This window comes from Amycolatopsis speibonae, from assembly GCF_042647925.1.
In the GTDB taxonomy this organism is placed as follows: domain Bacteria; phylum Actinomycetota; class Actinomycetes; order Mycobacteriales; family Pseudonocardiaceae; genus Amycolatopsis; species Amycolatopsis speibonae.
In genome coordinates this window covers 13,824-27,776 of record NZ_JBHRWK010000060.1, presented here as the reverse complement: position 1 = coordinate 27,776, position 13,953 = coordinate 13,824, and the positions used below count along the sequence as shown (strand labels likewise).

Sequence of the window (13,953 nt, the reverse complement as noted above, 5' to 3'; positions counted from 1 at the left end):
CGGGCAAGGTTTCGGCCCGGTTCCTAACATCCGCTTAGGACGGTCGCGGTTACCCGGAGGTAGGGGTGGCGCGGCTCCGGCTGGTCCCGGGTGTGCCGATAGCCTCAGTGCGTCAGCGGGACGAAGACGAGGCGAGGAGAGCTGAAGTGGGACGGTCGGTACTGGTCACCGGCGGCAACCGCGGCATCGGTTTGGCGATCGCGAAGGACCTCGCGGCGCAGGGACACAAGGTCGCGATCACGCACCGCGGTTCCGGAGCGCCCGAAGGCCTCTTCGGGGTGCAGGCCGACGTCACCGACGCCGAGCAGATCGACGCCGCCTTCAAGCTCGTCGAGGAGCACCAGGGCCCTGTCGAGGTCCTCGTCGCGAACGCCGGCATGACCGACGACACCCTGCTCATGCGCATGAGCGAGGAGCAGTTCACCCGCGTGGTGGACGCGAACCTCACCGGCGCCTACCGGGTCGCCAAGCGCGCCTCCCGCGGCATGCTGCGCGGCAAGTGGGGCCGCTACATCTTCATCTCGTCCGTCGTGGGCCTCACCGGGTCGGCCGGTCAGGTCAACTACGCGGCGAGCAAGGCCGGTCTCGTCGGTCTCGCCCGTTCGCTCGCGCGTGAGCTGGGCTCCCGCAACATCACCTCGAACGTCATCGCGCCGGGCTTCGTCGCCACGGACATGACCGACGAACTCGGCGAGGACCGCAAGAAGGAGATCCTCGCCCAGGTCCCCTCCGGCCGGTACGCCGAGCCGTCGGAGATCGCGGCCGCCGTCCGCTACCTTGCCTCCGAAGAGGCCGGCTACGTCAACGGCGCGGTGCTGCCGGTCGACGGCGGCCTCGGCATGGGCCACTGACGTCCCCGTTTTCCCCGTACCGATCGAAAATCACTCCGGACTGGAGGTCCCGTGCCAGGACTGCTCGAAGGCAAGCGCCTGCTGATCACCGGCGTCATCACCGACGCCTCGCTCGCGTTCCACGCGGCCAAGATCGCGCAGCAGGAGGGCGCGAAGGTCGTGCTCACCGGCTTCGGCAGGTTGTCGCTCGTCGAGCGCATCGCCAAGCGTCTCCCCGAGGAGGCGCCGGTGCTGGAGCTGGACGTCACCAACCAGGAGCACCTCGACTCGCTCGCCGACCGCGTCCGTGAGCACGTCGACGGGCTCGACGGCGTGCTGCACTCGATCGGATTCGCCCCGCAGTCCTGCCTCGGCGCGCCGTTCCTGGACGCGCCCAGCGAGGACGTGAAGGTGGCCGTCGACGTCTCGGCGTACTCGTTCAAGTCCCTCGCCGTCGCGACCCTGCCGCTGCTGTCGCGCGGTTCGTCGATCGTCGGCATGGACTTCGACGCGCGCGTCGCGTGGCCCGTCTACAACTGGATGGGCGTGGCGAAGGCGGCGCTGGAGTCGGTCAACCGGTATCTGGCGCGCGACCTCGGTCCGAAGGGCATCCGGGTCAACCTGGTCAGCGCCGGTCCGATGAAGACCATGGCCGCGAAGTCGATCCCCGGTTTCTCCGAGCTGGAGGAGGGCTGGGGTGACCGTGCGCCGCTCGGCTGGGACAGCTCCGACCCGGACCCGACGGCGAAGACGGTCTGCGCCGTGCTGTCGGACTGGCTGCCCGCCACGACCGGCTCGATGATCATGGTCGACGGTGGAGTGCACGCCCTCGGCATCTGATTTCTTTGAAGCGCGTGAAGGCCCCCTTCCCTCGGTTCAGCCGAGGGAAGGGGGCCTTCACGCGCTTCAGGGGAGGACGGCGTTGGCGACGTGCCAGGAGTCCTCGAGCAGCAGGTACTTGGTGATCAGGCCGTCGTCGTTCACCTCGAACTCGATGGTGAAGGCCGAGTCGATGACCTTGCCGGTGTTGCGGATCGTCGAAAGCAGGCGGCCGATCGCGACCGCGTGCGGTCCGTCGACGAGGACACGTTCGACGTCGAACCGGCCCTTGGCGAGGCCCTTGTCGAGCAGGTCGTAGAACTCGCGGACTTCCGCCCGGTTCCGGCGCGGGCCGATCCACGGGACCAGTTCGGTCGCGCCGGGGATGTCCCACGCCACGGTGTCGGCGAAGAGTTCCGTCGCGCCATCGGCGTCCCCTGTGGACACTCGCCGGAAGAGCTCGGTGATGGTGGATCGTGTTCGTTCGGACATGATTTCTCCTTACTGGGTAACAGGTTCGCGAAGCAGTCGGGTGTCGTCGGTGCGCTGGACACCGACCGCGAAGGTGAGTAGGAGTACGGTGGCGGCCCCGAGCCCGGCGCTCACCCACGCGACGCTGGGGTAGCCGAGTCCGGCGTCGATCGACTCGCCGCCGAGCCACGGGCCGACGGTGTTGCCGACGTTGAAGGCGGCTGTCGTGCTCGCGCCGACGAGGGTGGGCGCGTTCCCCGCCACGGCGAAGGCTCGGACGTTCAAGGCGGGATTGATCCCGAAGCCGGCGACGCCGAACAGGAACACGGCGAAGATCGCCACAGGGGTCGCCGGGCCGGAGAGCGCGAGCAGTACCAGGGCGAGCAAGGCGACGGCGAGGCCTCCATAGAGGGTGGCGAAGGGCTTCGCGTCGGCGAGCCGCCCGCCGACCGTGATGCCGACCAGCGCGCCGAGCCCGAACAGTGACAGCACTCCGGGCACCCAGCTTTCCGGCAGTCCGGCGACTTCGGTCAGTAAGGGCGCGAGGTAGCTGAAGGTCGCGAAGATCATCGCCTGCGCGAGCGCGATCACGCCCAGCGCCAGCCAGAACCGGCCCCCGCGGTAGAGCCGCAGCTCGGTCGCGACATCCGTTTTCGCGCTGTCGTCCTGGGTTTCCGGGACGAAGGCGAAGACGCCGATCAACGCGATGACGGTCAGCGCCGTCACCGCCCAGAAGGCCGCCCGCCAGCCCGCGTGCTGGCCGAGGAAGGTCCCGGCGGGCACGCCGGCGATGTTCGCGACGGTGAGCCCGCCGACCAGGATGGCCATCGCGCGGCCACGGCGTTCCACCGGGACGAGAGCGACGGCGGTGGCCGCCGACACCGCCCAGAACCCGGCGCAGGCGACGGCGCTGACGACGCGGGTCGCGAAGAGCAGGGCGTACCCGGACCCCAGCGCGCCGACGACGTGCGAGATCCCGAAGACGACGAGCAGGGTCATCAAGGTGGCACGCCTCGGCACCCTCAGTGTCGCGATCGCGAGCAGGGGAGCGCCGACCACCATGCCGATCGCGAAGGCCGAGATGAGCAGCCCGGCCTCCGGGATGCCGACGTTCAGATCGGCCGCCATCCCCGGCAGCAGGCCGGTGATCATGAACTCGGACGTGCCGAGCGCGAACACGCTCAGTCCGAGTACGCAGACTGCCAAAGGCACGGGCTTTCCCTCCAGTTTTGTATTGATCGGTCCAAAATGTGGGCAGCGTTGCGCACAGGGCTTTCTCGGGTCTATTTCGCGGCGATCGCGTTCAGCGCGATGTCGGCGACGGCCGTCATGGCCGCTTGCCGGGCGCCGCGGCGGGACATCAGCCGGAGACCGGCGACGGTGCTGTGCGCGAACTCGGCGATGTCGCCGGGCTCGCGGGCGCTGTCGATCGTTCCGTCGAGCTGTCCTTCCCTGGCGCAGGCCGCGAGAAGGGTGAGGTGCCGTCCGGTGTCGGCGCCGATCCGTGCCTTGATCTCGGGGTCGCGGTCGCCGAATTCGGCGACGGTGTTGACCACGAGGCAACCCCGGCCGCGGTGGGCGACTTCTTCGTCGATCGTGTACGAGAACAGGGCACCGAACCGCTCGATCCCGGTTCCGGAATCCTCCAGCAAGGCCGTTCTGGCCACGATCCCGCGCTCGGCGTAATGGTCGAGCGCGCGCATGAACAGTTCGTGCTTGCTGGTGAAAGTGTTGTAGATGCTGCTGCGGCCCAGGCCGGTGGCTTCGCAAAGAGCCTGCGTCGATGTGCCCTCGTAGCCGCGATCCCAGAACGCGTCCATGGCGCGCCCGACCGCGGCGCGCTCGTCGAATTCCTTCGGCCTGGCCATGGAAGTGACCGTACCAGGTTTTGGATCGGTCGGTTCAAAACGGGCCGGGTCAGCGTGCGGGGCGCCACAACGGCAAGATGACAGGGTGGGTTACGACGCGCTGCTTTGGCTTTCGTTCGGTGGTCCCGAGGGACCCGACGAGGTGATGCCGTTCCTGGAGAACGTCACGCGGGGACGAGGGGTCCCGCGGGAACGGCTGCTCGAGGTCTCGGAGCACTACCAGCACTTCGGCGGGGTCTCGCCGATCAACCGCCTGAACCGGGACGCGATCTCCGCGGTGGAGAAGCAACTCGCGTCCGCCGGGATCGACCTGCCCGTCCACTTCGGCAACCGCAACTGGCGGCCGATGGTCGAAGACACCCTCGCCGAGATCACCAAGGCTGGCGCTCGGCGCGTCCTGGTCTTCCCCACGAGCGCGTACGGCGGCTACTCGGCCTGCCGTCAGTACGACGAGGACATCGAGCGCGCCCGCGCGGCCGTCGGCGACGGTGCGCCGGAACTGGTGAAGCTGCGACAGTTCTTCGACCACCCGCTGTTCGTCGCGGCCGTCGCCGACGCCGTCCGCGCCGCGCACGCGGAACTCGGGAACGCCCCCGGAACCCGGACGGTCTTCTGTGCCCACTCGGTGCCCGAGTCCGCCGACACCGCCTCCGGGCCGCCTTCGGAAGGCGGCCGCCGCTACTCGCGCCAGATCGCCGAAGCCGCCCGCCTCGTCGCGGCCGAAGCGGGGATCGAGACCTACGACGTCGTTTGGCAGTCGCGCTCCGGCCCGCCCCAGGTGCCGTGGCTGGAGCCGGACATCGTCGACCACATCGACGCGCTGCACGCGGAAGGCGTCACCTCGGTGGTCGTCTGCCCAGTGGGCTTTGTGTCCGACCACCTCGAGGTGATCTGGGACCTCGACAACGAGGCCGCCGAGCGGGCCGCGGAGCACGGCATGGGCTTCGCGCGGGCCGCGACACCGGACACCGACCCGAGGTTCGCCGAACTCGTCGTCGAGCTGATCCGGGAGCACACCGAAGGGGCGCCGGCGCGGAAGCTGTCGCCGTTCACTGCTGCCGGGTGCACGATCAACGGGGCGCCTTGCGCGGTGGGCTGCTGCGAGCCCGCCAAGAGGCCCGCGCGCCCGTAAGCTTTTCGGTCCTCGTGAGTGGCGGGCTGGGGTTGCTCGCCGGTCCGGTCCGTCCGTGAAGGCCTCCTTGCCTACCTTCAGGGTAGGGAAGGAGGCCTTCACTACCTTCGGCATCGCCACATGCGTCGGGTTGGTCGTGAGTGGCGATTCGGGCTCTAACCCGAATCGTCACTCATGAGGTCTCCGCAGCGGACGCCACTGTCCGCCCACTCGAAGCCCAGCCGGCCTTCCCCGGCGCGGCCGTGATCCTCGACAGGTGCAGGTCAACCAGGGCGATGGCCTCTTCGCCGGTCTGGTAGCCCAGAAGCACCGCGTCACCCAGGCCGGACACCAAAGCCAGAAGCAGGACAGCTTCAGCGGGCGGGTCGACCGTGGCCACGAGGTCGCCGTCGTCTCGTGAGGCGGCGAGCATGGCCGCCACCACGTCGCGGAGCTGGCCGTGACCGGTCCGGAAGTGGCCGGCGATCTCGGGATCCTTGAGCGCGCGGACCAGGAAGGCGTTGGCGACCAGCGCGTCGTCACGGGCGGCGTCGTCCAGGGGGAGCAGGGCGACGAGCAGGTCCCGGACACCGGGTTCGCCGTCCGGCCGGGCGGCGGCGATGCGTTCCTCGATGCCTCCCCGCAAGGTGGTCGCCGCGTGGCGCAGCATGTCGTCTCTCGACGCGAAGTAGTGCTGGACGAACCCTTTCGAGATGCCGGCTTCGGCCGCGACCTCGTTCAGGCTGACTCCTTCGAGTCCTCGTTCGGCCGCGATGCGGCGGACGGCCGCGGCGATCTGCTGCCGCCGGTGCTCGTGATCGACGCGTTTGGGCACCCGCTCCTCCTTTTGGCAGTCCGATCGGATTGCCAACCTCTCACCAACTGCTTTACAATCCGATCGTATCGTAAAAAGGGAGGGTAAATGAAGGTGGGCGGGTTCGCCTCGTCGGAGGCGCGGGCCGAGTACGAGGTGGTCTACGAACGCGGTCTGGCGGCCTTGCCGCCGCCGGCCGGGATTCACGACATCCAGACGGCGTTCGGGGTGGCGCGCGTGTACCGGTTCGGGCGGCCCGGCGGACCGCCGGTCGTGCTGTTGCCCGGGCGGGCGGGGACAGCGGTGATGTGGGAACCCAATCTCGAGGCACTGCTCCCGCACGGCGAGGTCTACGCGGTGGACCTCATCGGCGAACCCGGCCGCAGTGAACAGACCGTCCCCATCCGCGACGGCGCGGATCAAGCCGCCTGGCTGAGCACCGTGCTCACCGAACTCGGCTTGGCGGAGGTGCACCTGGTGGGGTACTCGTTCGGCGGCTGGCTCGCGGCCAACCTCGCCGCACGGGCGCCGGAACGGCTGAGGTCGCTCACTCTGATCGATCCGGTACTGACGTTCGGCGGACTGACCGCGGGGCTGGTCGTCCGCGCAACGCTCAGCGCGGTTCCCGGCGTCAGCCGATGGGCTCGCCCGTCGTTCCTCCGCTGGATCTCCGGCGGCGCGGAAGTCGATGCCGCGGATCCGGTCGCGCGGGTGATCGACGAAGGGATGCGGACCTATCGCATCGCCCTGCCCGCGCCCAGGTTGATCACCGACGTGCAGCTGAGGTCGCTGCGGATGCCCGTGCTGGCCCTGGTGGCCGGGCGCAGCGTCATTCACCACCCGGAACGCGCGGCCGCGCGTGCCCGCGAGCTCCTGCCGCAGGGGCAGGTCGAACTGTGGCCGTCGGCGACCCATGCCATCGCGGGCGAAGCGGCGGCTGAGGTCAACGCGCGAGTCTTGGCCTTCCTGGCCGACTGCGATGCGAAGGCGCGGCCGTGACGGCGCGCGGCGGGAATCCGGCGCTTTCCTTGCTGCTCTGGGACGTCGCGCTCCCGTTGGCCGCCTATTACGGGCTCCGGCTCGCCGGGCAGAGCGAGCAGGTTTCGCTGCTGGCGGGAGCGGTGGTGGCCGCGGCCCGGATCGCCTGGGTCGCTGTTCGCGACAGGTCCTTCGACGGCTTCGCCGCGTTGCTGGCCGGGGTGCTCGGAGTCGGGCTCGTGTTCTCGCTGGTCACCGGTGACCCGAAATTCTTGTTGCTGAAGGAATCCTTCGGCACCGCGACCGCCGCGATCGTGCTGCTGGCGAGCTGTTTCAGTCGCACGCCCCTGGTGCTCGTCGCCGTGCGCGCCGGTTCCGGCGCGGCCAAACGCGCCGAGATCGACCGGCTCGGCGACGAGGTGCCCGCTTTCCGGCGGGCGTTCACCCGGATGTCGGCGGTGTGGGGAGTGGCACTGCTCCTGGAGGCCGTGATCCGGGTGCCGCTGGTCTACGCCTTGCCGGCCGACATGATGAGCGGGCTCAGCGTGGTCCTGCTCCTCGCCGTCATCGGCGGGCTGTCCCTCTGGTCCGTCCGGCACGCCGGGAAAGTCCTGAAAACTCCCGCCGTGGCCGCCTGACCAGCGTTGGCTACGGGCGCCTGTCCGCCTGCTCCGCGAACACCCGCACCGCTTCGTTGATCGCCGCGCAGCGCGCGTTGCGGACGGCCTCGGTCAGCGGCCGCAACGCCTCCGACCGCTGAAGCGCGGCCGACGAGGAGAGCGCGCCGCCCGGATCGTCGGACTCGGCGATCGCGAGGATCGCCGCGATCTCCTCGGCCCGCTGAAGCACCCGCAGCACCCGGCCGGGCATCCCGGCGGGCCAGGGCGCGTCGGTGGCCGACCGCAGCCGCGCCGAGAGTTCCGCTCGCACGCCCGGCCGCTCACTGGCGACGTCCAGTGTCTGCAGCGCGCCGGCACTCTCGCGGATCGCGTCGGTCAGGCCGTGCTCGGCCTCGCCCAGCGGGCGGTACTCGAGGACACCCGGCATGGGCACCGAGTACACGGTCCACCGCATCAGGCCTTCGGCGATCGCCTCGGGGATCACGCCGTAGCCGAGGTCGGGCAGTACGGCGGCGTCACCGGTCCGCAGCGCGGCCTCGGTGAACGGCCCGCCACCGCCCAGCCCGCGGACGTCACCGGGCACCGGGAGCAGCATTTGCATGCTCTTCGCCCCCTGGGCGCGCAGGGCGAGCAGCAGCTGGACCGGGGTCGCGGCCCGGTTGAACGCGAGCGGCAGGTCGAACGCCTCGGCGGCCGCGGCGTCCGCGGCGACGAAGTCGTGGGCTTCGCCCCAGACCTGAAGGGCGTCAAGGACGTCGTCGGAGGCGGCGGCCCCGTTCAGCCACGCCGAAGACCAGACCGCGAGGGTCGCACTAGGACGGCACACCGGAGTGATTTTAGTCGTGCTTCGAAGTGCGTGGGCCGCCCATCCCCGCCAGGCGGACCGAGCAGCGGTTGATCCAGAGCTGGAGTTGCTTCACGTCGACAGGGGCCACGATCGCGACGTAGCGTCGAACGGGTGAACGATGTTCCCGCAAATCTGCCCCGGACCGCCGGGGACCTTCGCGCGGCGGGCCACCTGCCGCGTTCGATCAAACAAGAGCTGCACGACAACCTTCTCGTCAAGCTTCGCACCGGCGAAGACGCCTGGCCCGGCATCGTCGGCTTCTCGCGCACTGTCCTGCCGCAGCTGGAACGCGCGCTGCTGGCCGGGCACGACGTCGTCCTCCTCGGCGAACGCGGCCAGGGCAAGACCCGGCTGCTGCGTACCCTCGCGGGACTCCTCGACGAATGGACGCCCGTCATCGAGGGTGCCGAACTGGCCGAGCACCCGCTCGACCCGATCACCCCGGAATCGCGCCGTCGCGCCGCCGAACTCGGCGACGCCCTGCCGGTCACCTGGCGGCACCGCGACGAGCGCTACACGGAAAAGCTGGCCACACCGGACACTTCGGTCGGTGACCTGATCGGCGACGTCGACCCGGTGAAGGTCGCCGAGGGCCGCAGCCTCGGCGATCCCGAGACCATCCACTTCGGACTCGTCCCGCGTGCCCACCGCGGCATCGTGGCGATCAACGAACTGCCGGACCTCGCCGAGCGCATCCAGGTCGCGCTGCTGAACGTGATGGAGGAACGCGACATCCAGGTGCGCGGGTACACCCTGCGCCTGCCGCTGGACGTGCTGCTGGTGTCGACGGCCAACCCGGAGGACTACACCAACCGCGGCCGCATCATCACGCCGCTCAAGGACCGGTTCGGCGCGGAGATCCGCACGCACTACCCGCTCGACGTCGACGCGGAGATCGCGGTCGTCCGGCAGGAGGCGCATCTGGTCGCCGAGGTCGGTGAGCCGCTGCTGGAGGTGCTCGCCCGGTTCGTGCGGTACCTGCGCGAGTCGCCGGTCATCGACCAGCGGTCCGGCGTCTCGGCCCGGTTCGCCGTCGCGGCGGCGGAAACGGTCGGCGCGGCGGCACTGCGCCGGTCCGCGCTCACCGGCGAGGAACCCGCCGTGGCGCGCCCTGTCGACCTCGACGCGGTGCCGGCCGTCCTGCGAGGCAAGCTCGAATTCGAGCCGGGGGAGGAGGGGCGCGAGACCGAGCATCTCGTGCACTTGCTGCGCCGTGCGGTCGCGGAAACGGCCCGTTCCCGGTTCGCCGGTTTGGATCTCCTGCCGCTGGCCGACGCCGTCGAGTCCGGCCATCTGGTGGCCACCGGGGAACGTGTACCCGGCAAGGACGTCCTCGCCGCGCTGCCCGAATTGCCCGTGCTCCACGACGTCGCCGCCCGTGCCGGAGTGAGCCCGGACGAACCGGCGGGCCGGATCGCCGCGGCGATCGAACTGGCGCTGGAATCCCTCTTCCTGTCGAGGAAACTCGCCAAGGACTCCGACGACACGACGACCGTCTACGGCCGATGAGCACCCTCCCCGAGGGCTACTCGTACGGGCCGTGGCACGACGGCCCGGACCCGCTGGCGCCGCCCGCCGACCTGCGGGACGCGCTCGACGAGATCGGCCGCGACGTGATGGCGGGCGCTTCTCCCCGGTCCGCGCTGGAAGAGCTGTTGCGGCGCGGGACACCGCGCACCGCCGGGCTCGACGAGCTGACCAGGCGGCTCTGGCAGCGCCGGTCGGAGATCCAGCGGCGGCACCGGCTGGACGGGACGCTCCAGGAGGTCCAGCGGCTGTTGGATGAGGCGCTGGAGGCCGAGCGGCGCGAGCTGTTCCCGGATCCGGACGACGATGCCCGCTTCCGCGAGGCCCAGCTGGACGCGCTCCCGCCGGGGACCGCGGCCGCCGTGCGTGAACTCGCCCAGTACGACTGGCGTTCCGCGCAGGGCCGGGAGAACTACGGGAAGATCCGCGACCTGCTCGGCCGCGAGCTGCTGGATTCCCGCTTCGAGGGGATGAAGGAAGCACTCCAGAACGCCGGGCCGGAAGAGGCCGAGCAGGCCAACCGGATGCTGGCCGACCTGAACGCCCTCCTGGCCGCGCATGCACAGGGACGAGAGGACGTCCCCGAGCGTTTCGCGGAGTTCCTGCGCGAGCACGGCGAGTTCTTTCCGGAGAACCCGAAGAACGTCGAGGAGCTGATCGACGTCCTCGCCGCCCGCTCGGCCGCGGCGCAGCGGATGCTCAACTCGATGACCCCGGAACAGCGGGCCGAACTGGCCGAGCTGTCCCAGCAGGCGTTCGGCGATCCCCGGCTCGCGCAGCAACTGTCCACTTTGGACGCCCAGCTGCGTGCCCTGCGGCCCGGCGAGGACTGGACGTCTTCGGAACGGTTCCGGGGTGACGATCCGCTCGGCCTCGGCGAGGGCGCCAGGGCGATGTCCGATCTGGCCGAACTGGACGCGCTGGCCGAACAGCTCGGCCAGTCCTATCCCGGCGCGAGGCTGGAGGACATCGACGTCGACGCGCTGACGAGACAGCTCGGACCGGACGCCGGTGTCGACGCGCGGAGACTGTCCGAACTGGAACGCGAGCTCCGGCGCCAAGGCCTGTTCGAGCGAGCTCCCGATGGCACGCTTCGGTTGTCTCCCAAGGCCTTGCGGAGACTGGGGGAGACGGCGCTCGCCGACGTCGTGAACGCGATGCGGGGCAAGACGGGGCAGCGGGATACCGAGTCCGCCGGGGCCGCGGGCGAGCCGACCGGCGCGACCAGGCCGTGGCGGTTCGGGGACATGCAGCCGTGGGACGTCTCCAGGACGGTCCGCAACTCCGTCCTGCGCTCGGTTTCGGTGGGCGAGCGGTCCGTCCGGATGGACGTCTCCGACGTCGAGGTGATCGAGACCGAGCACCGGTCGCGGGCGGCGGTGGCGTTGCTCGTGGACACCTCGTGGTCGATGGTGCAGGAGGGCCGCTGGCTGCCGATGAAGCGGACGGCGCTCGCGTTGCACCAGCTGATCAGCACGCGGTTCCGCAACGACGCCCTGCAGCTGATCACCTTCGGCCGCTACGCGACGTCAGTGGAACTGGCGGAACTGGTCGGGTTGGAAGGAGCCTGGGAGCAGGGCACCAACGCCCATCACGCGCTCCTGCTGGCCGGACGGCATCTGCGGCGGCATCCCGACGCTCAGCCGGTGATCCTGATGGTCACCGACGGCGAGCCGACGGCGCATCTGGAGCCCGACGGCACGGCGGAGTTCGACTACCCGCCCCAGCCGAGGACCTTGCTCAAGACCCTGTCCGAAGTGGACCGGATGGCGAAGCTGGGCGCGTCGGTGACGGTGTTCCGGCTCGGGGACGACCCGCGCCTGACGGAGTTCGTCGACCTCATCGCGCGCCGCTCGGGCGGCAGGGTCGTCGCTCCCGACCTCGACGGGCTCGGCGCCGCCGTGGTCGGCGACTACCTGCGGACCAGGAAGCGGTAGCTCAGCGGCCGGTCACCTTGATCCTGGCGCCCCGCGCCGGTTCCAGGGTGATCGGCCGCGACCGGATCCGCTCCGGCCGCGCGTGTTCCGGGGCGACGGTGAACCGGCCGAACAGCTCCCGCAGCACGATCGAGGCCTCCATCAGGGAGAACCCGGCGCCGAGGCAGCGGCGAGCACCTCCGCCGAAGGGCAGCCAGCTGCCTGGCGGCGGCGAGCCTTCGAGGAACCGCTGCGGACGGAACCGGCGAGGATCGGGGTGCTGGCCGTCGTCGGCGTGGACGACGATGATCGACGGCATGACGTCGAATCCGGCCGGGATCCGGTAGCCGCCGATCTCGACGTCCTCGGTCAGCCGACGGACGACTTCGCCGATCACCGGGCGCAGCCGCATCGCCTCCTTGACCACCGCTTCGAGCGCCTTCTCGTCGCCGTCGTCCGCCGCACGGGTGGTGAACGTGGCCTGCTCGGGATCGCGGGCGAGTTCGTGCAACGCCCAGGCGAGCGCGGTCGCGGTGGTCTCGTGCCCGGCGAGCAGCAGCGTGACCAGCTGATCACGGAGCTCGACGTCGCTCAGTTCGTCCCCGTCGGCGGGCATCGTGAGGAGCCGGGAAAGGACGTCGGTGCGCTGGTCGAGGTCGGTGGCTCGGCGCCGTTCGGCGATCTCGGCGTAGAGCAGTTCGTCGACCCGGGCCTGATGTTCCGCGTAGGTGCGCCAGGGCCGGTAGCGCTGCAAGCGCGGGTTCTGCCAGCCGATCACCTGGACCAGGCCGATCTCCACCAGATGCCCGATGAGCCGCCGGAGTTCGTCGAGCCGCGGTCCTTCGGCGACACCGAACACCACTCGCAGGATGATCTCCAGCGTCAGCGCACGCATCCGGTCGTGCGCGCCGAACGCCCGGTTCTCCGGCCAGCGGTCGAGTTCGGCCCTGGTCAGCTCGGTGATCATGTCGCGATAGCCGCGCAGCGCCACGCCGTTGAACGCGGGCATCAGCAGTTTCCGCGTGCGCAGATGCCGGTCCTCGTCGGTGACCAGGATGGAATGGTCGCCCATCACCGGCTTCAGGATGATGTTGCCTTCGCCCGCGTGGAACGTCGTGACCGGGCCGGAGAACACGGTTTTGATGTCCTCGAGATCGGTGAGCATGACGATGTCGCGGTGCGGCGCGAACCTCAGCCGGACGACGGATCCGTAGCGGCGCTTGAGCAGCGGGAGCACGTGATGCCGGAGATTGCCGACGACGAGGGTCTGGACGAGGCCGGGCAGGGGGGGCCCGGGTGGAAGTGCGGCCGACACGGTGGTTCCAGCTGTCCCCATCCTTCGTTTCTACGCGCGGCCCGGGATGGAGTCCACCTACGCTGGACCGATGGGGTATCCGGTGGGAAGGGTCGCGGCGCTGTCGGGGGTCACCGTGCGCGCGCTGCATCACTACGACGAGATCGGCCTGTTGTCACCGAGTGGGCGGACGGCCGCCGGCTACCGCAGCTACAGCGACGACGACCTCGACCGCTTGCAGCGCGTCCTGTTCTACCGCGAACTCGGGTTCGGCCTGGAGACGATCGCGAAGGTCGTGGACGACGCGGGAGTGGACGCGCTGGAGCACCTGCGGCGTCAGCGCGCGCTGCTCGTGGAGCGGGTCGGTGAGCTGACGCGGATGGTCGAATCCGTCGACCGGGTGATCGCGGCGAAGCAGGTCGGCGGCGCGTTGACGCCAGAGGAGCGGTTCGAGGTCTTCGGCGAGTTCCGTGAACCGGAGGGCTACGCGGAGGAGGCCGTCCGGCGGTGGGGCGAGACCTCGCAGTGGCGTGCGGCGGCCGTGCCGCGGTCCAAGGAGGAATGGATCGAGGCGGAGGAGGCCCGGCAGGACTGGGTCCGGCGGCTGCTCGACGTCGTCGACTCCGGCGCGCCCGCCGACAGCCCCGCGGCGATGGACCTCGCCGAGGAACACCGCAGGATGCTCGCGGCGTTCATGGGGGACTGCGACCACACCATGCACCGTGGGCTTGCCGGGCTCTACGCGACCGAACCGGTCCAGCTCGGCTTCCTGGTGCGTGAGCCGGACCAACGGCCGGGCCTCGGCGAGTACATCCGGGACGCCGTCCACGCCAACGCCGACCGGGCCGGGAAGTAGCG

The 13,953-nt window shown here is 70.2% G+C and carries 14 protein-coding genes; 8 read left to right on the top strand and 6 right to left on the bottom strand.

Annotated features, from left to right (window positions below; all coding sequences use genetic code 11):
• Positions 1 to 146 precede the first annotated feature (146 nt).
• Positions 147 to 851 (top strand): beta-ketoacyl-ACP reductase, encoded by a 705-nt coding sequence (gene fabG, locus ACFOSH_RS32995; protein ID WP_016334125.1) that lies wholly within the window; start codon positions 147 to 149, stop codon positions 849 to 851.
• 51 nt (positions 852 to 902) lie between these two features.
• A complete protein-coding gene (fabI, locus tag ACFOSH_RS32990) occupies positions 903 to 1,670 on the top strand; it encodes an enoyl-ACP reductase FabI (RefSeq protein ID WP_378243648.1) in 768 nt (255 codons plus the stop codon).
• Positions 1,671 to 1,736: 66 nt separating this feature from the next.
• On the opposite strand, the gene ACFOSH_RS32985 is transcribed toward fabI, so the two are convergent.
• From ACFOSH_RS32985 to ACFOSH_RS32975, 3 genes are all read right to left on the bottom strand, one after another.
• Positions 1,737 to 2,141: a nuclear transport factor 2 family protein gene (locus ACFOSH_RS32985; RefSeq protein ID WP_378243646.1), complete on the bottom strand. Its 405-nt coding sequence runs from the start codon at positions 2,139 to 2,141 to the stop codon at positions 1,737 to 1,739.
• A 9-nt stretch (positions 2,142 to 2,150) separates the two neighbouring features.
• The gene (locus tag ACFOSH_RS32980) at positions 2,151 to 3,332 is read right to left on the bottom strand and encodes a Cmx/CmrA family chloramphenicol efflux MFS transporter (protein WP_378243644.1); all 1,182 of its coding nucleotides are present in this window, start codon (positions 3,330 to 3,332) and stop codon (positions 2,151 to 2,153) included.
• 71 nt (positions 3,333 to 3,403) lie between these two features.
• The gene (locus ACFOSH_RS32975) at positions 3,404 to 3,988 is read right to left on the bottom strand and encodes a TetR/AcrR family transcriptional regulator (protein WP_378243642.1); all 585 of its coding nucleotides are present in this window, start codon (positions 3,986 to 3,988) and stop codon (positions 3,404 to 3,406) included.
• Between the two features lie 85 nt (positions 3,989 to 4,073).
• On the opposite strand from ACFOSH_RS32975, the gene ACFOSH_RS32970 reads away from it, so the two are divergent.
• Positions 4,074 to 5,120 carry a ferrochelatase gene (locus tag ACFOSH_RS32970; RefSeq protein ID WP_378243640.1) on the top strand — a complete coding sequence of 349 codons (1,047 nt, stop codon included), beginning with the start codon at positions 4,074 to 4,076 and terminating at the stop codon, positions 5,118 to 5,120.
• Positions 5,121 to 5,292: 172 nt separating this feature from the next.
• Here ACFOSH_RS32970 and ACFOSH_RS32965 read toward each other — a convergent pair whose 3' ends face one another.
• Positions 5,293 to 5,934, bottom strand: a complete 642-nt coding sequence (locus ACFOSH_RS32965; protein ID WP_378243638.1) for a TetR/AcrR family transcriptional regulator — start codon at positions 5,932 to 5,934, stop codon at positions 5,293 to 5,295.
• A gap of 87 nt (positions 5,935 to 6,021) precedes the next feature.
• Between ACFOSH_RS32965 and ACFOSH_RS32960 the strand changes: the two genes are divergently transcribed.
• Both ACFOSH_RS32960 and ACFOSH_RS32955 read left to right on the top strand, forming a co-directional pair.
• Positions 6,022 to 6,912 carry an alpha/beta fold hydrolase gene (locus tag ACFOSH_RS32960; RefSeq protein ID WP_378243636.1) on the top strand — a complete coding sequence of 297 codons (891 nt, stop codon included), beginning with the start codon at positions 6,022 to 6,024 and terminating at the stop codon, positions 6,910 to 6,912.
• Positions 6,909 to 7,529, top strand: coding sequence for a VC0807 family protein (locus tag ACFOSH_RS32955; protein WP_378243634.1), 621 nt, complete (start codon positions 6,909 to 6,911; stop codon positions 7,527 to 7,529). The genes ACFOSH_RS32960 and ACFOSH_RS32955 overlap by 4 nt, the downstream gene beginning before the upstream one ends.
• A 10-nt stretch (positions 7,530 to 7,539) precedes the next feature.
• Here ACFOSH_RS32955 and ACFOSH_RS32950 read toward each other — a convergent pair whose 3' ends face one another.
• The gene (locus tag ACFOSH_RS32950; protein WP_378243632.1) at positions 7,540 to 8,337 is read right to left on the bottom strand and encodes a hypothetical protein; all 798 of its coding nucleotides are present in this window, start codon (positions 8,335 to 8,337) and stop codon (positions 7,540 to 7,542) included.
• Between the two features lie 132 nt (positions 8,338 to 8,469).
• On the opposite strand from ACFOSH_RS32950, the gene ACFOSH_RS32945 reads away from it, so the two are divergent.
• Both ACFOSH_RS32945 and ACFOSH_RS32940 read left to right on the top strand, forming a co-directional pair.
• Complete coding sequence (locus ACFOSH_RS32945) at positions 8,470 to 9,867, top strand: sigma 54-interacting transcriptional regulator (protein WP_378243630.1); 1,398 nt, start codon at positions 8,470 to 8,472, stop codon at positions 9,865 to 9,867.
• Positions 9,864 to 11,822 carry a vWA domain-containing protein gene (locus ACFOSH_RS32940; RefSeq protein WP_378243628.1) on the top strand — a complete coding sequence of 653 codons (1,959 nt, stop codon included), beginning with the start codon at positions 9,864 to 9,866 and terminating at the stop codon, positions 11,820 to 11,822. The genes ACFOSH_RS32945 and ACFOSH_RS32940 overlap by 4 nt, the downstream gene beginning before the upstream one ends.
• Position 11,823: 1 nt before the next feature.
• On the opposite strand, the gene ACFOSH_RS32935 is transcribed toward ACFOSH_RS32940, so the two are convergent.
• Positions 11,824 to 13,137 (bottom strand): cytochrome P450, encoded by a 1,314-nt coding sequence (locus tag ACFOSH_RS32935; protein WP_378243626.1) that lies wholly within the window; start codon positions 13,135 to 13,137, stop codon positions 11,824 to 11,826.
• A gap of 49 nt (positions 13,138 to 13,186) precedes the next feature.
• Between ACFOSH_RS32935 and ACFOSH_RS32930 the strand changes: the two genes are divergently transcribed.
• Complete coding sequence (locus ACFOSH_RS32930) at positions 13,187 to 13,951, top strand: MerR family transcriptional regulator (protein WP_378243624.1); 765 nt, start codon at positions 13,187 to 13,189, stop codon at positions 13,949 to 13,951.
• The last annotated feature ends 2 nt before the right edge of the window (positions 13,952 to 13,953 follow it).